18 protein-coding genes are annotated in these 17,604 nt (G+C 68.9%); 6 read left to right on the forward strand and 12 right to left on the reverse strand.

Features of this window, described 5'->3' with window-relative positions:
* Position 1 precedes the first annotated feature (1 nt).
* Positions 2-814, reverse strand: coding sequence for an ABC transporter ATP-binding protein (locus DL991_RS25535; RefSeq protein ID WP_125786841.1), 813 nt, complete (start codon positions 812-814; stop codon positions 2-4).
* Between the two features lie 319 nt (positions 815-1,133).
* On the opposite strand from DL991_RS25535, the gene DL991_RS25540 reads away from it, so the two are divergent.
* Both DL991_RS25540 and DL991_RS25545 read left to right on the forward strand, forming a co-directional pair.
* Positions 1,134-1,682: a cysteine dioxygenase family protein gene (locus tag DL991_RS25540; RefSeq protein WP_125786842.1), complete on the forward strand. Its 549-nt coding sequence runs from the start codon at positions 1,134-1,136 to the stop codon at positions 1,680-1,682.
* Positions 1,679-2,074, forward strand: a complete 396-nt coding sequence (locus DL991_RS25545; RefSeq protein WP_125786843.1) for a rhodanese-like domain-containing protein — start codon at positions 1,679-1,681, stop codon at positions 2,072-2,074. The genes DL991_RS25540 and DL991_RS25545 overlap by 4 nt, the downstream gene beginning before the upstream one ends.
* Here DL991_RS25545 and DL991_RS25550 read toward each other — a convergent pair.
* From DL991_RS25550 to DL991_RS25565, 4 genes are all read right to left on the reverse strand, one after another.
* The gene (locus DL991_RS25550; RefSeq protein ID WP_125786844.1) at positions 2,071-2,904 is read right to left on the reverse strand and encodes a hypothetical protein; all 834 of its coding nucleotides are present in this window, start codon (positions 2,902-2,904) and stop codon (positions 2,071-2,073) included. The two genes, DL991_RS25545 and DL991_RS25550, sit on opposite strands and share 4 nt — an antisense overlap.
* A gap of 76 nt (positions 2,905-2,980) precedes the next feature.
* Positions 2,981-3,622 (reverse strand): hypothetical protein, encoded by a 642-nt coding sequence (locus DL991_RS25555; protein WP_125786845.1) that lies wholly within the window; start codon positions 3,620-3,622, stop codon positions 2,981-2,983.
* Between the two features lie 17 nt (positions 3,623-3,639).
* The gene (locus DL991_RS25560) at positions 3,640-4,005 is read right to left on the reverse strand and encodes a hypothetical protein (protein WP_125786846.1); all 366 of its coding nucleotides are present in this window, start codon (positions 4,003-4,005) and stop codon (positions 3,640-3,642) included.
* A 21-nt stretch (positions 4,006-4,026) separates the two neighbouring features.
* Positions 4,027-4,878 carry a hypothetical protein gene (locus tag DL991_RS25565; protein ID WP_125786969.1) on the reverse strand — a complete coding sequence of 284 codons (852 nt, stop codon included), beginning with the start codon at positions 4,876-4,878 and terminating at the stop codon, positions 4,027-4,029.
* A gap of 319 nt (positions 4,879-5,197) precedes the next feature.
* Between DL991_RS25565 and DL991_RS25570 the strand changes: the two genes are divergently transcribed.
* Positions 5,198-5,392: a LapA family protein gene (locus tag DL991_RS25570; RefSeq protein WP_125786847.1), complete on the forward strand. Its 195-nt coding sequence runs from the start codon at positions 5,198-5,200 to the stop codon at positions 5,390-5,392.
* Position 5,393: 1 nt separating this feature from the next.
* On the opposite strand, the gene glgP is transcribed toward DL991_RS25570, so the two are convergent.
* A complete protein-coding gene (glgP, locus tag DL991_RS25575; protein ID WP_125786848.1) occupies positions 5,394-7,934 on the reverse strand; it encodes an alpha-glucan family phosphorylase in 2,541 nt (846 codons plus the stop codon).
* 144 nt (positions 7,935-8,078) lie between these two features.
* Between glgP and DL991_RS25580 the strand changes: the two genes are divergently transcribed.
* Positions 8,079-9,542, forward strand: a complete 1,464-nt coding sequence (locus DL991_RS25580; RefSeq protein WP_370307599.1) for a neutral zinc metallopeptidase — start codon at positions 8,079-8,081, stop codon at positions 9,540-9,542.
* Positions 9,543-9,936: 394 nt separating this feature from the next.
* Here the strand turns inward: DL991_RS25580 and DL991_RS25585 are convergent, their stop codons facing one another.
* Positions 9,937-10,908, reverse strand: coding sequence for a tetratricopeptide repeat protein (locus tag DL991_RS25585; protein WP_125786850.1), 972 nt, complete (start codon positions 10,906-10,908; stop codon positions 9,937-9,939).
* Between the two features lie 97 nt (positions 10,909-11,005).
* On the opposite strand from DL991_RS25585, the gene DL991_RS25590 reads away from it, so the two are divergent.
* Positions 11,006-11,422 carry a hypothetical protein gene (locus DL991_RS25590; protein ID WP_125786851.1) on the forward strand — a complete coding sequence of 139 codons (417 nt, stop codon included), beginning with the start codon at positions 11,006-11,008 and terminating at the stop codon, positions 11,420-11,422.
* A 1-nt stretch (position 11,423) separates the two neighbouring features.
* Here the strand turns inward: DL991_RS25590 and DL991_RS25595 are convergent, their stop codons facing one another.
* Positions 11,424-11,723 (reverse strand): thiamine-binding protein, encoded by a 300-nt coding sequence (locus tag DL991_RS25595; RefSeq protein WP_005167823.1) that lies wholly within the window; start codon positions 11,721-11,723, stop codon positions 11,424-11,426.
* Positions 11,724-11,810: 87 nt separating this feature from the next.
* Between DL991_RS25595 and DL991_RS25600 the strand changes: the two genes are divergently transcribed.
* Positions 11,811-12,311 carry a MarR family winged helix-turn-helix transcriptional regulator gene (locus DL991_RS25600; protein WP_037341773.1) on the forward strand — a complete coding sequence of 167 codons (501 nt, stop codon included), beginning with the start codon at positions 11,811-11,813 and terminating at the stop codon, positions 12,309-12,311.
* Positions 12,312-12,383: 72 nt separating this feature from the next.
* Here the strand turns inward: DL991_RS25600 and DL991_RS25605 are convergent, their stop codons facing one another.
* From DL991_RS25605 to DL991_RS25620, 4 genes are all read right to left on the reverse strand, one after another.
* Positions 12,384-12,752, reverse strand: coding sequence for a DUF3817 domain-containing protein (locus DL991_RS25605; RefSeq protein WP_125786852.1), 369 nt, complete (start codon positions 12,750-12,752; stop codon positions 12,384-12,386).
* A gap of 203 nt (positions 12,753-12,955) precedes the next feature.
* Positions 12,956-15,343 carry a GH92 family glycosyl hydrolase gene (locus tag DL991_RS25610; RefSeq protein ID WP_199754047.1) on the reverse strand — a complete coding sequence of 796 codons (2,388 nt, stop codon included), beginning with the start codon at positions 15,341-15,343 and terminating at the stop codon, positions 12,956-12,958.
* A gap of 105 nt (positions 15,344-15,448) precedes the next feature.
* Positions 15,449-16,738: an FAD-dependent oxidoreductase gene (locus DL991_RS25615; protein WP_125786853.1), complete on the reverse strand. Its 1,290-nt coding sequence runs from the start codon at positions 16,736-16,738 to the stop codon at positions 15,449-15,451.
* A gap of 82 nt (positions 16,739-16,820) precedes the next feature.
* Positions 16,821-17,426: a TetR/AcrR family transcriptional regulator gene (locus DL991_RS25620; protein ID WP_125786854.1), complete on the reverse strand. Its 606-nt coding sequence runs from the start codon at positions 17,424-17,426 to the stop codon at positions 16,821-16,823.
* Positions 17,427-17,604: the final 178 nt, after the last annotated feature.

Genomic DNA, 17,604 nt, shown 5'->3' on the forward strand with positions numbered 1-17,604 from the left:
GTCAGCGGCGACGGGCGAAGAAGCGATCACCGGACCGTTCGAGCAGCAGGTCCTGATCGAACGTCTTGGACAGGTTGTCGCTGGTCACGACGTCGTCCACAAGACCGGAGGCGACCGCGCGGCCGTCGCGCAGCAGCAGCGCGTGGGTGAATCCCGGCGGGATTTCTTCCACGTGATGGGTGACGAGCACCATGGCCGGGGCCTCGGGGTCGAGGGCCAGCTCCGAAAGGCGCGCGACGAGATCCTCGCGGCCGCCGAGGTCGAGTCCGGCGGCGGGCTCGTCGAGCAGCAGCATCTCCGGGTCGGTCATCAGCGACCGGGCGATCAGCGTCCGCTTACGCTCGCCTTCCGACAGCGTCCCGAAGGTGCGGTCGGCCAGGTGCGCGATGCCGAGGGCGCCGAGTAGCTCCAGGGCGCGGTCGGTGTCGAGGCTGTCGTATTCCTCACGCCAGCGGCCGACGACGGCGTAACCGGCGCTCACCACGACGTCGACGACGCGTTCCTCGCCCGGCACGCGCTGCGCGATCGCGGCCGAGGTGAACCCGATCCGCGGGCGCAGCTCGAAGATGTTGACCTTGCCGATGCGGTCGCCGAGCAGGTCGACCGTTCCCGAGGTCGGGTGGAGTTCGGCCGCGGCCAGCCGGAGCAGGGTGGTCTTGCCCGCGCCGTTCGGGCCGAGCACCACCCAGCGTTCGTCCAGTTCCACGGTCCAGTCGAGGTCGGCGAGGAGGTCGTTGCCTGTTCGGCGGACCCCGACACCGGTCATCCTCACCACGAGGTCGTCAAGTTCGCTGGGCTGGATCGGCTCGCTCACGCGCCCATTGTGTCCGCACACGCGCGCGCGTGTGCACCGGGCCGCCGGTCGGGAGAAAGCGGCTGGTCCAGGAAGTGGGACGAAGCGCGTCTCGGCAGGCGGCTGTGGCACCATCGGCGGTGTGATCAGGTCCGTGTCCGCCGCCTTCCCCGTCATCGGGGGCTCTTTCTGGCGCCGCCGGGCCATCGACCTGCTCCTCGTCGCCTCGTGCGGATGTACCGCCGCGCGACACGGCTGAGTTCCCTCTTCCGACGGCACCCCGTGTCGCGCCGCGTCCGGCCCTGCTTCCGCGCCCGCGAACCTCACGAGGAGCCTCACCGTGACCACGTCCATCACTCCCGACCAGGACTTCGAGATCCACCCGCAGCTGATCGACCCGCTGCTGCCGGAACTGCTGCACCCCGAGCGTCTGCTCTGGACACCCCGCGAACTGGCCGAGCTGACCTCCACGGTCACCACCGAGCTCACCTCGGGCCTGCGTGGCCTGCTGCGGTTCGACGAGGACCAGCGCTGGTGGGCGCGGCTCGCGCTGACCGACGGCGTCGAACTGTGGCTGCTGTCGTGGCTGCCCGGTCAGCGGACCAAACCGCACGACCACGGCGGCGCGTCCGGCTCGTTCACCGTGCTGCAGGGCGAGATCGGCGAGGAGTACCGCTATCCCGGCGGCCCGATCCGGCGCCGCACCCACGTCGCGGGCGAGGGCATCGGCTTCGGCGCGGGGCGCGCGCACCAGGTGACCGGTATCGGCACCGAGCCCGCCGCCAGCGTCCACGCCTACTCGCCGCCGCTGGTGGCGACCCGTGAGTACGGCACGCTCGCCGAAGTCCCCGCCGAGATCCCCTCGCTGGCCCCGATACTGGGCCGATGACCGCTATCGACGCACTGCTGGCGGCCGCCCGGTCCGGACTGGACCGGGCGGAACCCGAGCAGGCACTACGGCTGCAACGCGACGGCGCCCTGATCGTGGACATCCGCCCGCACGTCAACCGGGCCGAAGAGGGCGAGATCCCGGACTCTGTGGTCGTCGAGCGCATCCACCTCGAATGGCGGCTCGCGCCGGACAGCGAGTGGCGGCTGCCGCAGGTGAAACCGGACTCGACGGTGATCGTCGTGTGCAACGAGGGGTACTCGTCGAGCCTGGCCGCCGCCGATCTGCAGCGGCTCGGCCTGCCGGGCGCCACCGACCTCGAAGGCGGGTTCCGCGCCTGGCGTTCGGCAGGCCTCCCGATCCGGGAAGGCGGCACCCCCGCCGTTCCCTAACGGCGGATCGCCAGCCGGGCGATCGAGTCCGGGGAGAGCGGGAGCGCGGCATGGATCCCGGCGGATCGCGTCGGCCTGGGGTTGACCAGCACCCCGGTCGCCACAGCACGGCCGGCGGCCGCGAGCACGACATCGCGGCCGGTCCGGTGCCGGATCCGGGACCAGCCCGCGCCGGTGACCGCGCGGTACTCGGCCAGCAGACGCTCGTCGGTGAAGACGCAGAACCAGTCGCCGTGCGGGCCGAGGCGGGCCGGTACCGGGGCGCCCGCCTCGTCCGCCGGGCCGCACACCGTCCCGTCGAGGAACATCCGCAGGACCGAGGGAACGGGGTCGCGCAGACCGCCGTCGGCCTGCTCCCGTTCCGGCCGGACGTCGCCGGAAATCCACCGTGAAGCGAGCCGGAAATCTTCGCCGGTGAGGTCTTCCTGGAAACCGTCCAGGCTGTTCTTGACGCTCCCCAGGAAGTCGTAGAACCGCCGGGTGCAAGTCCGCTCGGAGACCGCGACGCGGCCGCTGTCGACCATCGTCCTGATCCGGCCGACCATGCCCGCCCCGCCGTCCACCGGATCCACGCCGAGGTTGTAGGCGGTCCAGACGATTTCGGGCATGAGCGGATCGGCGAACCGTTCGAGAACGCGGTTCAGCCGCAGAAGGACGATCTCGCGCACCCTGCCGGGCTCGGCGTCCTCGGCGATGCCCCAGATCTCCCGCAGTTCCGGGCCCAGCGCGCGGCCGAGCCCGTCCTGCCGGATCCCGGCGCGGGCGTGGATATGGTGCAGCCGGTCCTTGGCCCTGCGCGACGTTCTCGTTTCCTTAGCCGAAGCCACCATTCCTCCGCCATTCGGGATCGGCCCGGCAAAGTGTATTTCACCGGGCCGTTCCGTATTGTTCGGCGGAAATCGAAGATCAGGGACTTCCTTTGTTCGCCACCGGCTTGACAAGCGGGGGCAGGGACCAGAATCGCCACATGGCGTCATTCAGTCCCTGCAGGCGCCGGTCGAATTCGGCCGGATCGGCCAGAAGAAGAGCCGGCGCCAGCTCAGTCTGCCCGTGGGCAGTGTCGGGAGGCGGTGAAATCGGCTTCTCGGCACGCGAAGGCCGTGATTCCCGGACCACTCGCCGGTCGACCTCACCGAGCACCGTCTTCAACGCGGCCAGCTCCCTGCCCACTTCGGTGAGCGTGGCGGCGGCCAGGGTCGCCGCCTCGGTCCGCTGGGCGGCCAGTCTCCGGATGAGCGACGGATCCGAAGTGTCCCGCGCGCTCCTGGTCAGCTGTTCCAGGACGGCGACGAAATCGTCCAGCGCCCGCGCGGCGCGTCCGTGCTCCTCCGCGACCATCCGGCACCGGGCGGCCAACTCCGTCCGGCGGCCCAAATACGCGTCGTGCCCAGGGCCGGACCAGCCGTGAGGATCGATCTGGCGCACCTCGACGGCTTGGTCCTCCAACGACCGGGAAACCGCTCGCAAGCGTTCCGCCTCGCTTCGGAGCACGCTGACCGTCCCAGCCGTCCAGGGCGCACTCGGCCCGTCCGGGTCTTCCGGCTTCATCGTCCGTCCTCTTCAGTTCAGCCGAGAACGGCCTGGATGGTGTTGGCGTTCCCGGAGTCGAAGACGATGGCCCGCGGTGCGGGGCTTTCGGCGGCTTCGATCGCTTTGACCTTCTCGATCGCCGCTTCTTCCCCGTTCCGGTAACCACGCGCGGCCTCGCCCAGCCTGCCGCCGAGCCGCCACACGTCCTCGGCGAGCACGGCGACGCTGTGCGCGGAAGCCTCCTGAAAGCTCTCCAGTGCCGCCACGAGCACGGGATCCCCCGCTTCGCTCGCCATGGCCTTGAACTTCAGCGCAGGTTGCCTGGTGATCATCTCCGTGATGTCGTGGAGCCGGTCTCCCGCCCGGCTCAACTCATCGGGAACGGCCTCGAAATCGATCATGTCCGCTGTCCTCGTGGTCGATCAGCACTCGCGGGCGAGCCGGGCGATCTCGTCCGGCGGGAGGGGCAGCGTGGCTTCGGCCCCGGCCCCGATCGACGGACTCGGATCGATCAGGATCCCGGTCGGGAAGATCCGGCCCGCCGCCGTCCGCACTACGTCACGACCGGTCCACCGGCCGGTCCGGGCCCAGCTCGCCCCCGTGGACTCGCGATAAGTCGCCAACAACTCTTCTCCGGTGAAGACGCACAGCCACTCGCCACGGGCCCCGAGCTTCGCCGCGAGCGGGACACCGTCACCGTCCGCGGGTCCGTGGACAGGGCCGTCGAGGAACATCTTCAGCACCGGGTCCATGGGCGTCCGCAACCCTCGAATCGCGGCGGACAGTCCATCCGCGACCGGTTCCGGCACATCGGGCCGGATGTTCGCGGCCAGCCAGCGCGAAGCCCGTCCGAGGTCCTCGTCGGTGATCGGGCTCTGCCCGGCGCTCAGGCTCTTCACGACGTCGGGCAGGAAAATGTCGTTGAACCGGCGGGTGCAGGTGCGGACACTGCATTCGACGCCGCCCTGGTCGACCAATCTTTCGAGCCGCCGGACGACTCCGCTTTCCTCTCCGGGCGAAGCCGCGCCGAGGTTGTACGCGGTCCAGACGATCACGGACATTTCAGGGCTCGCGAACTGGACCAGTACCCGGTTCAACCGCAGGAGCACGATCTCTCGCACGCGTGACGCCTCGGCGTCTTCCGCAATACCCCAGCGTTCGAGCAACTCCGGCCCCATCACCCTGGCGAGCCCGTCCTGCCAGATGCCGTTGCGCTTGTGGATGCCGAGCACACTGTCCTCGGGTTTTTTTCTTTTCCTCGTCGAAGTCACTATTCCTCCCCTGCGCGACCTCAAGAACGAAGAGCCTAGGCGATCACAATATGCTGCACGAATCACCCCCAGTCGCCCGATAAAACGACTTCAGCCTGCACTTTTGCCAAGTTTTGGACACCATCAGAGCCTGTTCTCGCCCTTTGTTCGCCACCGACTTGACAACGAGCGAAGGTGACCAATCGATGGCGAAATAAAACCGTACGTGCGTCTCATGACCACTTCCTGGCCAAGGCCCGGCAGGGGATGCGCGAAGACGATCACTCCGCCTAGCGTCGCAATGACAGCCGCTCGTCGAGCGGCCAGGAACCAGGAGTACGGAATGGAACTCGTCGTGATCGTCGGACTGGCGATGCTGCTCGGGGCCGCGGCGGGCTGGCTCGTTTCCGCACGGTGGCATCAGCGTCGCCGGGCGGAACTCGTTCAGTTCGCCCAAGCATGGGAATACGCGCGATACGCCGGATACCTCTCGGCGCACCGGTACCCGCACGGGACCGGTGCGCCTTTCCCGAGGTGAGTCAGGCGTGGACGACCCTGGCCAATTCCGCCGGCGTGGCGAGCAGACGGTGTTTCGGCAGCACGCGAACCGTATAGCCGATCGAGCCCGGATGCGGCAGCTTAAGCCGCGCCGCGAACGCGCCGATCCCGTCGCCCGACATCGGAACCGTGACGGGATCGCTCAGTTCGTCCCCGTCGCCCACCTTCCCGACGACGGCTTGAACGTCCACTTCGGACGGTTCGAGGCCGGCGAGGTCGATCCTGGCCCGGATGGTCACCTCGGTGCCGGTGACCATCGGCGCGGCGTCCTCGACGAGCAGTTCGGTGTCGAAGATCCGCACCCGCGGCCACGAGACGTCGAGTTTGGTCCGGTAGTCGGCCAGCGACAACGCGCCGCGATAGCCGTCGTCCGTGGCCTCCGCGACCATCCGTGAAGCGGGCAGATAACCCGATTCGACGTACTCCCGCACCATCCGCGAGGCCTGCACGCGCGGCCCGAGGGTCTCCAGCGTGTGCCAGACCATCGACAGCCAGCCGCCGGGCACACCACCCGCGTCGCGGTCGTAGAACAGCGGCGCGATCTGGTGGCCGAGCAGGTCGTAGAGCGCCGCGGCCTCCAGTTCGTCGCGGCGCAGCGGATCGGTGACGCCGTCCGCGGTCGGGATCGCCCAGCCGTTGCTGCCGTCGTAGCACTCGTCCCACCAGCCGTCGCGGATGGACAGGTTGAGACCGCCGTTGAGCGCGGACTTCATCCCCGAGGTCCCGCACGCCTCCAGCTGCCGCACCGGCGTGTTCAGCCAGACGTCGCAGCCGCGGTAGAGGTAGCGCGCCATGGACATGTCGTAGTCCGGCAGGAAGACGATCCGGCGGCGGACCTCGGGATCGTCGACGAACCGGACGATCTGCTGGATCAGCTGCTTGCCGCCCTCGTCGGCCGGATGCGATTTGCCCGCGACGACGAGCTGGATCGGGCGCCGCTCGTCCAGCAGCAGCGCGCGCAGGCGCTCCGGGTCGCGCAGCATCAGCGTCAGCCGTTTGTACGTCGGCACGCGGCGCGCGAAACCGACGGTCAGCACGTCCGGGTCGAAGACCGTGTCGGTCCACCCGAGTTCGAGCGCGGAAGCGCCGCGCTGCATCCACGCGGCCCGCACCCGGCGCCGCACCTCGGCGACCAGCTTCTCGCGCAGCTCACGACGCAACGCCCACAGCTGCTCGTCGCTGACGCCGTCCCGCAGCGGCTTGCCAGGAACGCCGTCGAGGCCCAGCTCCTCGTGGTCGCGCCCCAGCAGCGCGCTCAGTTCACGCGCCACCCAGGTCGGCCCGTGGACGCCGTTGGTGACCGAGGAGACCGGCACCTCGTCGAAGTCGAACCCGGGCCACAGCCGGGAGAACATCCGCCGCGACACCCTGCCGTGCAGCGCCGAGACACCGTTCGCGCGCTGCGCGAGCCGCAGACCCATATGCGCCATGTTGAACAGGCCGGGGTTGTCCTCCGCGCCGAGCGCGAGCACACGGCGCGGGTCGACGTCCGGCACCAGTCTGCCGTCGGTGAAATACCGCTGGACGAGATCGACGGGGAACCGGTCGATCCCGGCGCTGACCGGCGTGTGCGTGGTGAACACGGTGCCGGCGCGGACGGCGGGCAGCGCCTCGTCGAACGCCAGCCCGTCGGCCTGGACGATCTCGCGGGCCCGTTCGAGCCCGAGGAAACCGGCGTGGCCTTCGTTGGTGTGGAACACCTTCGGCTGCGGGTGCCCGGTCAGCTCGCAGTAGCGCCGCACGGCGCGGAAGCCGCCGATCCCGGCCAGGATCTCCTGCCGGATGCGATGGTCGGCGTCGCCGCCGTACAGCCGGTCTGTGACCGCGCGCAGGTCCTCGTCGTTCGCCTCGGTGTCCGTGTCCAGCAACAGCAGCGGGATCCGGCCGACGCGGGCCTTCCAGATCTGCGCGTGCAGTGTTCGCCCGGCGGGCATCGCGACCTCGACCAGCACCGGCTTGCCGCCGTCGGTCAGCAGCTCCAGCGGGAAGGCGTTGGGGTCGATGACCGGGTAGTGCTCGACCTGCCAGCCGTCGAGCGACAGTGCCTGCCGGAAGTACCCGGCGCGGTAGAGCAGCCCCACGCCGATCATCGGCACGCCGAGGTCCGAAGCCGCCTTGAGGTGGTCGCCGGCGAGCACGCCGAGGCCGCCGGAGTAGTTCGGCAACGCCTCGGTGACGCCGAACTCCATCGAGAAGTACGCGACGGCCGGCGGGAGGTCGGCGTCGTCCTGCTTCTGGTACCAGCGCGGCTCGGCGAGGTACCGGTCCAGATCGGCGACCGCCTCGCGCGCGTGGGCGAGGAAGGCGTCGTCGACGGCGAGCTCGTCGAGCCGGGCCGGTGGCAGCGCGGTGAGCATCCGCAGCGGATCGCGGACGCGGTTGAACAGCTCCGCGTCCATCGACGCGAACAGGTCGCGCGTGGGGGGATGCCAGGTCCAGCGCAAATTCGTGGCGAGGTCACCGAGGCCGGAGAGCGACTCCGGCAGGCTCGCGCGGACGGTGAACCGGCGGACTGCTCTCATGAGGAGCGACCATATCGGCAGGGGCCCCGCCCCGCTCAAGACCCACTTCGGGGATTACCTGCACGCGGGCCATAAGCGCTGGGTAGGGTCCCTGCTTGCCGGAGTACGCGGCCCGGTCGGGGCCCTGACGACAAGCGAGTGAACATGATCCAAGGGGGAGCGCGGGGCTTCAAACGCCCGGCTCTGATCGCGGTCACGATGGTGCTGGCCCTCGGGCTGAGCGCGTGCAGCGACAAGGGAACCTCGACCGGTCAGCAAGGCAGCCAGCCGGGTGCCGGCGACATCGCGGGCCTCCCGGTCACGCATTTCGAGAGCGGCCTGAAGCCGGACGCGCCCAAACCGGATCTGCAGGTCCGCAACGAGGACGGCTCCGAGGACGACCGGCTCGCCATCGCCGCGATCGCCGACGCGCAGGCCTACTGGACCGAGGTCATGCCGCGTGACTTCGGCCAGCCGTACGAGCCGCTGAAGTCGCTGCTGTCCTACAGCGCGAAGACCGACGACGAAGAGACCGAATGCGGCAGCGTCAAGAAGCTCGTCAACGCGTTCTACTGCCCGCCGGGTGACCTGGTGGCGTGGGACCGCGGCGTGCTGCTGCCCATGCTGCGCGAACGGTTCGGGAAGATGGCGGGCGCCGTCGTGCTCTCGCACGAACTCGGGCACGCCGTGCAGTACCGGCTCGCCGAGAAGGCCAACATCAAGAAGAACACCCCGTCGATCGTCAAGGAGCAGCAGGCCGACTGCTTCGCCGGCGGATACTTCCGCTGGGTCGCCGAGGACAAGAGCAAGTTCTACCGCGTCTCCACCTCCGAAGGCCTCAACCAGGTCATGGCGTCGCTGTTCCTGATCCGCGACCAGGCGGGCACCAGCGCGACCAAACAGGGTGCGCACGGCACGGCGTTCGACCGCACGTACGCGTTCCAGGTCGGGTTCGAGAAGGGCCCGAAGGAATGCGCGACGATGAACGAGGAGAACATCAAGGCGCGGATCACCGAGCGCCCGTTCGACAAGGGTGACAAGGGTAAGGGCGACGAGAAGCTCGACGCCGAGGTCATCGGGGTCCTGAAGAAGAGCCTGGACAAGGCCTTCGAGGGCGCCGGTGTCCCGGGTCCGGAGATCACCGAGGACGGCAACGGCAGCTGCCCCGGCGGCCCGAGCACCCCGCCCGCGTCGTACTGCCCGTCGAACAACACCGTCAGCATCGACATGGCCAAGCTGCGTGAACTCGCCCAGCCGGTCGACCAGCAGGCGGAATGGGAGAGCGGGCACAGCGAGGGCAAGGGCGACTTCGCCGCGTTCTCGGAAATCGCGTCCCGCTACGCGATGGGCATCCAGAAGGGTGTCGGCGCGTCGATCGACAACGCGAACGCGGGACTGCGCACCGCCTGCCTGGTCGGCGCGTGGGCGAAGGCCAGCACCGTGCCCGGCGCGACGCTGCGGCTTTCCGCCGGTGACCTCGACGAGGCCATCTCGGATCTGCTGAGCCCGGAGAGCCTGGTCTCCGCCGACGTCAACGGCAAGCGCGTGGACAACGGTTTCGAGCGGGTCGAGGCGCTGCGGAAGGGCTACCTGGAGAGCTCGTCGGTGTGCTCGACGCAGTACGGCTGATCGGTCCGGTCACGGGCCCCTGAAGTGAGATGAAAGGCCCCTTCATTGCAAAATTTGCAATGAAGGGGCCTTTCATCTCATCCGGGGGTTGCCAGGCCCGGCCCGGGAGCTCGCAGCTCGCGCTCAGAGCTCCCGAACCCCGCGACGCAAACTGGCCGTTTCGCGTGATCGATGGGACGACACGTGTGATCCGGTGGCCGACACGCGTGTCTGGATGGCCGACACGCGCGCGACTGGAGTCCGCCGCGAGTCGGCCGCCCAAGCACGCGAGTCGTCCACCCAGTCACGTGTGTCGGCCGCCCAATCACGCGAGTCGGCCGCCGCCCAAGTACGTGAAGGCCCCCTTGCTTGCGCCTGGCGCAAGCAAGGGGGCCTTCACGTACCCAAAGAAACCTCAGTACAGGGCGCTCGCCAGATCCCGTCGCGCCTTCATGACGCGCTCGTCCGCCGAGTCGAACAGGTCGAACAGCGCCACCAGGTGTTCCCGCACCTTGTTGCGCTCGTCGCCCGCGGTACGCCGCACGACGGCGATCAGCCGCGCGAAGCCCGCCTCGGGCTGCTGCCCGGCGACCTCGAGGTCGGCGGCGGCGAGCTGAGCGTCGAGGTCGGCCGGGTTCGCGTCGGCCTTCGCGATCGCGTCCGGGCCGGCGGCCTCGGCGCGGGCGGTGAACTTGACCTGCGCGAGCGCCGTCTTGGCCTCCTCGTTCGCCGGCTCGACGTCGAGGATGCGCTCGTACGCCGCCTGGGCCGCCGCGAAGTCACCGCGTTCGAAGGCCTCCTCGGCCTCGGTGAACCGCGGGTCCTCCGGCACCTCGACGCCGCCGCCGTTCTCCTCGGCGGCCTTGATGCCGGGGAGGCGGTCGCGCAGCGCGTCGAGCAGCGAACCGAGCCACTTGCGGATCTCGGGTTCGGGCAGCGCGCCCGAGAACGCGTCGACCGGCTGGCCGCCGCCGATGGCGATGACCGTCGGGATCGACTGCGCGCCGAAGAGCTGCGCGATACGCGGGTTCGCGTCGACGTCCACCTTCGCGAGCACCCAGGCGCCACCGGACTCGGCGGCGAGGCGCTCCAGCACCGGGCTGAGTTGCTTGCACGGGCCGCACCATTCGGCCCACAGGTCGACGACGACCAGCTGCCGCATGGATCGTTCGACGACCTCGGACTGGAAGGTCGCTTCGGTGACGTCGATCACGGCGCCACCCGCGGCGGGGACGCCGGGTGCGGCACCGTCCGCCGGGCGCGGTGGGGCCGGGGGCTGTTTCTGCGGCGCTTCGGCACGCGCCTTGAGCGCGGAAAGGTCGACCGCGCCGGAAAGCGCGGCGGAAAGGGCCGCCGTCTTCGATGCTGATCCGCGTGGGTGTGTCACGGTTCCATCCTGGCACGCATCCCCGAGGGTTTCACCGCATGCCCCCGGCTGCCCGCTTGGCAGGACGGTTCCGTTCCGGCAGGCTCGCCACGAGGGGGTGATCGACATTCCGACCCGCAGGACGGCGACGGTGGCCGTCGCGATCGCCGTCGCCATCGTCTGGGTGAGCGTGATCACGGTGCTGATCGCCCATCAACCCGACCCCGGCGTCGGCAGCCCGGGACAACTCCGGGACAGCCTCGCCGCCGCACTCAACGAGCGCGACGTCGAGGCCCTCTCCGAACTCATCGACTATCCGCCCGCGTCGGCGGGCGACTTCGCCAAGTCCTACATCGACGCGCTGGCGGGCCGCGGCGCCCACGACGTCACGGTGAAGTTCGCGCCGGACGATCTCGCGCCGACTTCGGCGACCGTCAGCGGGAAACTGGCCGACGGCAGCGCGTTCGGTTACGCGGTGGCCATCGCGGTCAAGGGCGAGCTGTGGCTGGTGGCCTTCACCCCGCCACTCCCCTGACCTACTCGCTCAGGTGCTTCTCGACGCGTTCCACCTTCGCGGTCAGCTGGCCTTCGTAACCCGGCCGGATGTCGGCCTTGAGCACCAGCCCGACCCGTGACGAGCCCTCGCCCGCGGCCTCGACGGCGCGTTTGACGACGTCCATCACTTCGTCCCACGAGCCCTCGATGTTGGTGAACATGGCGTTGGTGGAATTGGGCAGGCCGGATTCGCGCACCACTTTCACCGCGCGGGCGACGGCCTCGCTGACCCCGCCGTCTTCCTCGGCCGCGGATGGGCTGACACTGAAGGCCACGATCATCTTCTGCTCCTCGTTCAGACACTTTTCCCACGCATAACACCCGGTCGTGCGGCGTGGCACGGGTACCCGCTGGTAACTTCGACCGCCATGAGCCGTCCGTTGCCGTTCGACCCGATCGCCCGCGCGGCGCAGCTGTGGGAAGCCCGTATCGGGCCGTCCGAAACCATGGCCGCGGTGACCGGGATCATGCGCGTGCAACAGATCATCCAGTCCGCGGTGGACGGCGCGCTCAAACCGCACGGGCTGACCTTCGCCCGGTACGAGGCGCTGGTCCTGCTGACCTTCGCCCGCGCCTCCCACCTGCCGATGCGGGTAATGGGCGAGCGGCTCCAGCTGCATCCGACGAGCGTCACCAACATCGTCGACAGGCTCGAGAAGGACGGCCTGGTCAAGCGCGTGCCGCATCCGACCGACCGCCGGACCACCTTGGTCGAGATCACCGACGAAGGCCGCGCACGGCGCGAAGAGGCCACGAAGGCGGTCACCGAAATCGACTTCGGACTGACCGGGCTCACCGGCAAGCAGACCGAGCAGCTGACCGACCTGCTCACCAAGGTCCGCAAGGCCACCGGCGACTTCACCGAATAACCCGCAAGTACGTGAAGGCCCCCTTCATTGCGTCTAGCGCAATGAAGGGGGCCTTCACGTACTTGCCGAAGATCAGACGGCGACAGGTTCCGAAGACTTGCCCGCGAACAGGCCGACACCGCCGTGCGTGAGCCGCTGCGGGCCGTCCAGCTTGCCGTTGCGCAGCGCCCAGGACTCGAACAGCCAGGTGAACAGCGGCGGGATGCTGGAGAGCAGCGCGAGGATCAGGGTCTTCGGGCGCCAGCCGAGCGGCTTCGCCACGGACAGGGAGACCAGCACGTAGAGGACGAACACGACACCGTGCACCATGCCGAGGACGGGAACGCCGCCCTCGCCGAGTTTGACGGCGTACTTGAGGAACATCCCGACCAGCAGCCCGGCCCAGGAAAGGGCTTCGGCTACCGCGGCCACGCGGAATACTAGAGCGGCCTTGCTGGACACTTTCTCCTCCTGTGGGGTCTCACCACTATGTGTGTGCACATGACTACGTCCGACGAGCACTGTCCAAGGCGGACTCGCCAAGAACGTCAACAGCGCTGTCGGACGTGGTAATACCAGTGTGAGGCGTGACGGCCCTCACCGGAACACCGGGGGCCGTGATGCTCCTCACGACCCCCGGAACGAACCGGTCTAAACCACTCGGATCACCCGGCGCAGGGCGATTTCGGCGCCCCTTCGGGGCCGGTCGCCCACGTCGCCTTCGACGGATCGTCCGTGAGCTTGAAGTCCAAAGTGGTCCCCCGCGTCAACTGTTCCAAGCCGACATACGCCCGCTGCGAGCCGGATCCCATTCCTTGGACGTACTGAAGCTTCGACGCGTCGGCGCCGTCGGCTTTGATCGTGATGTCACGGCCGTTCTCCAGATGCACCACGGACTTCTCGAATCGCGGCGCGTTGAGCACGAACTGCCCGGTGCCCGGCACCGCCGGATACAGGCCCAGCGCGCTGAAGACGTACCACGCGGACATGGTCCCGAGGTCGTCGTTGCCGGTGACACCGTTCGGCGCGTTGGTGAACAGCGTATGCGCGGCGCGCACCACGGCCGAGGTCTTCCACGGCTGCCCGGTCAGCGTGTACATCCACGGCGAGTGGAGGTCGGGCTCGTTGTTCGGGTTGTAGCGGAACTGGTTGTAGTAGTTGTACGGGCCGACGACCCATTCCTCGCGCACGGTCTTCGCCGGGTCCTTGACCAGATCCCCGTAGGCGAAGAAGTCGTCGAGCCGTTTGCCGACGTTCTCCTTGCCGCCCATGCGTTCGACCAGCCCGGGAACGTCCTGCTGGGTCAGCCACTGGTACTGCCACGACGTGCCCTCGTGGAAGCCGTCCTGGCTCTGCGGGTCGAACGGCTTGCCCGCCGGGCTGAACCATTCGCCGCCTCCGAGCTTCGGCCGGTAGAAACCGGTGAAGCCGCGGTCGGTCACCGTGGAATCCCACAGGGTGCGATAGCTGCGTCCCTTGTCGGCCAAGGCCTTCGCGTCGTCCTTCTTGCCGAGACCGGCCGCCATGATGGACAACGAGCAGTCCGCGAGCGCGTATTCCAATGTGGCCGAAGCACCGTGGTTCGGGTCGGTGTCCTGCCCCTTCTTCGGGAAGTCCTTGTCGTACTGGACGAACCCGTCCTTCTGGTAGCTCGCGTTGCCCGAGCGGCCCTGGAACGGCGAGGACGCCGGCGGGATCTCGCGCGAGTTCTGCAGAAGTGCCTGGTATGCCTTGAACTCCTGTCCGGACAGCGCGCCGAACCGCCACAGGTCGACCAGGAACGGGGTGACCGGATCGCCGGTCATCGTGTTCGTCTCCTGGTTCGCGTACGCCCAGCGCGGCAGCCAGCCGCCCTGGTCGTGGATGGCGAGCACGGACTTCGCGACGTCCTTCGCCCGAGCAGGCCGCAAGAGGGCGAGCAGCTGGTTCTGTGTGCGATAGGTGTCCCACAACGAGAAGAACTCGTAGTAGGTCCAGCCCAGCGCCCGGTGGATCTTGTCGTCGAAACCGCGATAGCGGCCGTCGGCGTCGTTGCCGGTCAGCGGCTGCAGCAGCGCGTGGTAGAGCGAGGTGTAGAACACCGTTCGGTCGTCCTTCGACGCGCCCTTGATGTCCACTGAGGACAGTTCCTTGCGCCAGGCACGCTGTGCGCCGTCGCGGACCGCGTCGAACGAGCGGCCCTTCTCCGCCGCCAGGTTGAGCCGGGCGCCGGAAGCGTCCACATGGGAGATCGCCGTCGTCGCGGTGACCTGTCCGCCGCCGAAGGTCAGCCAAGCGCCACGAAGGCCCTCCCCGCCCGCGGATTCCTTCGAGCCCGGCGTGCCACCCGTCGGCGACCAAGTCCCGAAGGACTTGAACGGCTTGTCGAATGTCGTGGTGAACCAGGTCTTGTACGGTTTGCCACCGCAGAACGCCTGCGACTCCACCATGCCTTCGACCGTCCGGTCGCCGACGACGCGGATCTGGCTCGCCGTCACGGGTTCCTTGTCGTTGGCCTGCCCGACGTTGACGAAAACGTTCGCGTCGCCCGATTTCGCGAAGGTGTACCGCTCGACACCGGTCCGCGTGGTCGCGGTGGTCTCCGCGTCGACGCCGCCGTAGCCGGTGAGCCGCACCTTGTAGTAGCCGGGTTTCCCGACCTCGCCCTCGTGCGTGTACGGCGAGGCGTACTTCTTGTGGTCGAACGTCTCGGGCTTGGCGGTGTCGAACGCCGCGCCCGGGCCGACGGCGCCGGTGGTGGGCAGCGACGACACGAGGCCGCCCTGCTCCCAGCAGCCCGCGCCGGACAGGAAGAAGTGCCCGAAGCCGCGGATCGCGGTGTCGTCGTAGCGATAGCCGGCGTAATGCGATGAGATCGGGCTGACCTGCGTCATCCCGAAAGGGGCCGAGGCGCCGGGAAAGGTGTTGCCGTCGTCCTTGGTGCCGATGAAGGTGTTGACCGCGTCCACGGGGTCGCCACCGGGCGCCGCCGCCGCGACGGGCGTGAGCAGCCCGGCGGGGACGACAAGCGCGGTGAGCAACCCGGCGACGCGGGTCGAAGTGCGTGCAGGCATGGGAAAGGCCGCCTCCTGACAACGTTGTCGCTGTCCGCTCACCTTCGGCAAGAACAGACCACCTGGTCAAGAGGTCCGCCAAACCCTGTCCATTTCGCGACAAGTTCACCCGAGGGCTTCGGCCACCTCTCGCGCCGCGCGTTCGCCCGCCTCGATGGCACCGTCGAGGTAGCCGGGGTGCTCGCGGGCGGTTTCCGAACCCGCCCAGTGCAGATGCCCGGCCGGAGCCGACGGAAACGGCGGGAAACCGTCGGTGGTACCCGGCACGGGCAGTGCGATGTACCCGCCGCCGGCGTGCTTGTCGAGGTGCCAAGCCTTTTCGTGCCAGCCGGCGGGTTCGAGCACGGCGGAGCCGAGATGCGGGACCAGCGGTCCGAGCAGCGCGTCACGACGGGCCGCGGCGTCCAGCCCGTCGAGGCCCCGTGCCCGGGGCCCGCCGACCAGCACGCACAGATGTCCCGGCCCGCCGGGAGCGGTCGTGTCGAACACCGTGTGCCCGAGGCCGTCCAGGACGAGGAACTCGCCGTTCGCACGCTCCCGCCAGAACGGCCGGTCGTAGACCGCGATCGCCTTGTACACGATCCCCATGTAGGTGTGCTTCTCCAGATCGAGTCGCGGTCGCGGCAGGGCGGGCTCGTGCGAGATCCGCGCGGCGATCGGCGGCGGCACGGCGACGACCGCCTTCGCCGCCCGAAAGTGATCCGTCCCGGTCCGCACGGTGACCCCGTCGCCGTCACGGACGATCGAGGCGACCGCCGCCCCGGTCCGCACCCATGAGCCGAGCTCGGCGGCGAGACCGTCGACGAGTGCTCCCATGCTCTCGACGAGCAGAGCCTCCTGCGCTCCACCTGCCGTCGACAGCATGGTCCGCAATCCGCCCTGCGCGCGGATCATCCTGGTCATCGCTTCGACGGAGAACCGGTCGGGGTCGACGGTCCACGACACGGAGGCGACGGCCTCCAGCAATCCGCGAGCCCGGCGGCCCGGCACCGCGCGCAGCACGGATCCGAGTGTCGTGCGGTTCCACCGTTTCGGCGTTCCCGTCCTGCTCAGCATGCCCGCCGCGGCCAGCGCGAAACCGGCGGGCCACAGAGCGGGCGACCAGAGCGGCACCCGCTTGCCCGCCTCGATCAATCCGGGAAATGTCCCGGTGTGCATGGGAAACTCGGTGGCGCCGAATTCGGCCGCCAGCGCCCTGACCCGGTGATGATCGGCCCCGATCCACTGCCCGCCGAGGTCCAGCCGGGACCCCAGCGCGGTCGTCTCGCCCAGGACCCGCCCGCCGATCCGGTCCGCGGCCTCCAGTACGACGACTTCGACGCCTCGCCGGCACAGGGCACGCGCCGCCACCAGCCCGGACAAACCAGCACCGACGACCACGACAGTCGTGTCCATTCGCCGCCCTCCGAAATTCAGTCAGTCGTATGACTTGACCCTAGGGCAGGTCGAGAACCTCCGCAACAACGCTGGTCAGACGTCAGACGGGCCGGATGTCCGCCGAGGCAATGAGCATCGCGATCATGGTGTCGAGATCGGCGCGTGCGCGTTCCTCGTCGGGTTCGCAGACGTACTGCGCGATGAGCCCGTCGACGCCGGCGAGCATCACCCTGGCGAGCCGGTCGTAGGGCAGCGCGCATTTCTCGCCCGCGTCGACGGCGGCCCCCCTGCACCAGCCGGTCAGCACCGCGACGTAACGCCGGTACTGCCAGCTCGCCATGCTTTCCTGTCCCGGCTTCCGCAGCGCGTAGTGCAGCAGTTCGCCCTGCATCAGCTGCAGCTTGACGTGGTCGGCGACCAGCTCCGACCAGAAACTCGTGAGCCCCTGGCGGATCGCGTGCGCCAGCCCGCGGTCGAGTTCGACCGTCCCGGTCAGCACGGTCGAGATCTCCTCGACGACGTCCTCGATCACCGCGCGCAGCAACGCCTCCTTGCTGGAGAAGACATACTGCAGCGTGCCGAGCGGGACGTCGGCCTCCGCGGCGACCGCCCGCAGGGTCGTCGCAGTGACGCCGTCGCGCAGCATCACCTCGCGCGCGGCGGCGACGAACTGCCTGCTGCGCACCGACGCTTCGACATACGGCATTCCGCACTCCCCTCGATCGGACAAGACCCTGCCACAGCCCCGGCACGGGTAACGGTTCGACTTCGGATGACGCCTCCAGGACGAACCGGGCATTGACATCATCGCGTCGCTGGCGTTCAATTCCGGCCACTATGACAACGTTGTCTTCCAGCGGACCGGACAGCGGCCACCGCACCAC

The sequence above is a fragment of the Amycolatopsis sp. WAC 01375 genome (assembly GCF_003947325.1).
In the GTDB taxonomy this organism is placed as follows: domain Bacteria; phylum Actinomycetota; class Actinomycetes; order Mycobacteriales; family Pseudonocardiaceae; genus Amycolatopsis.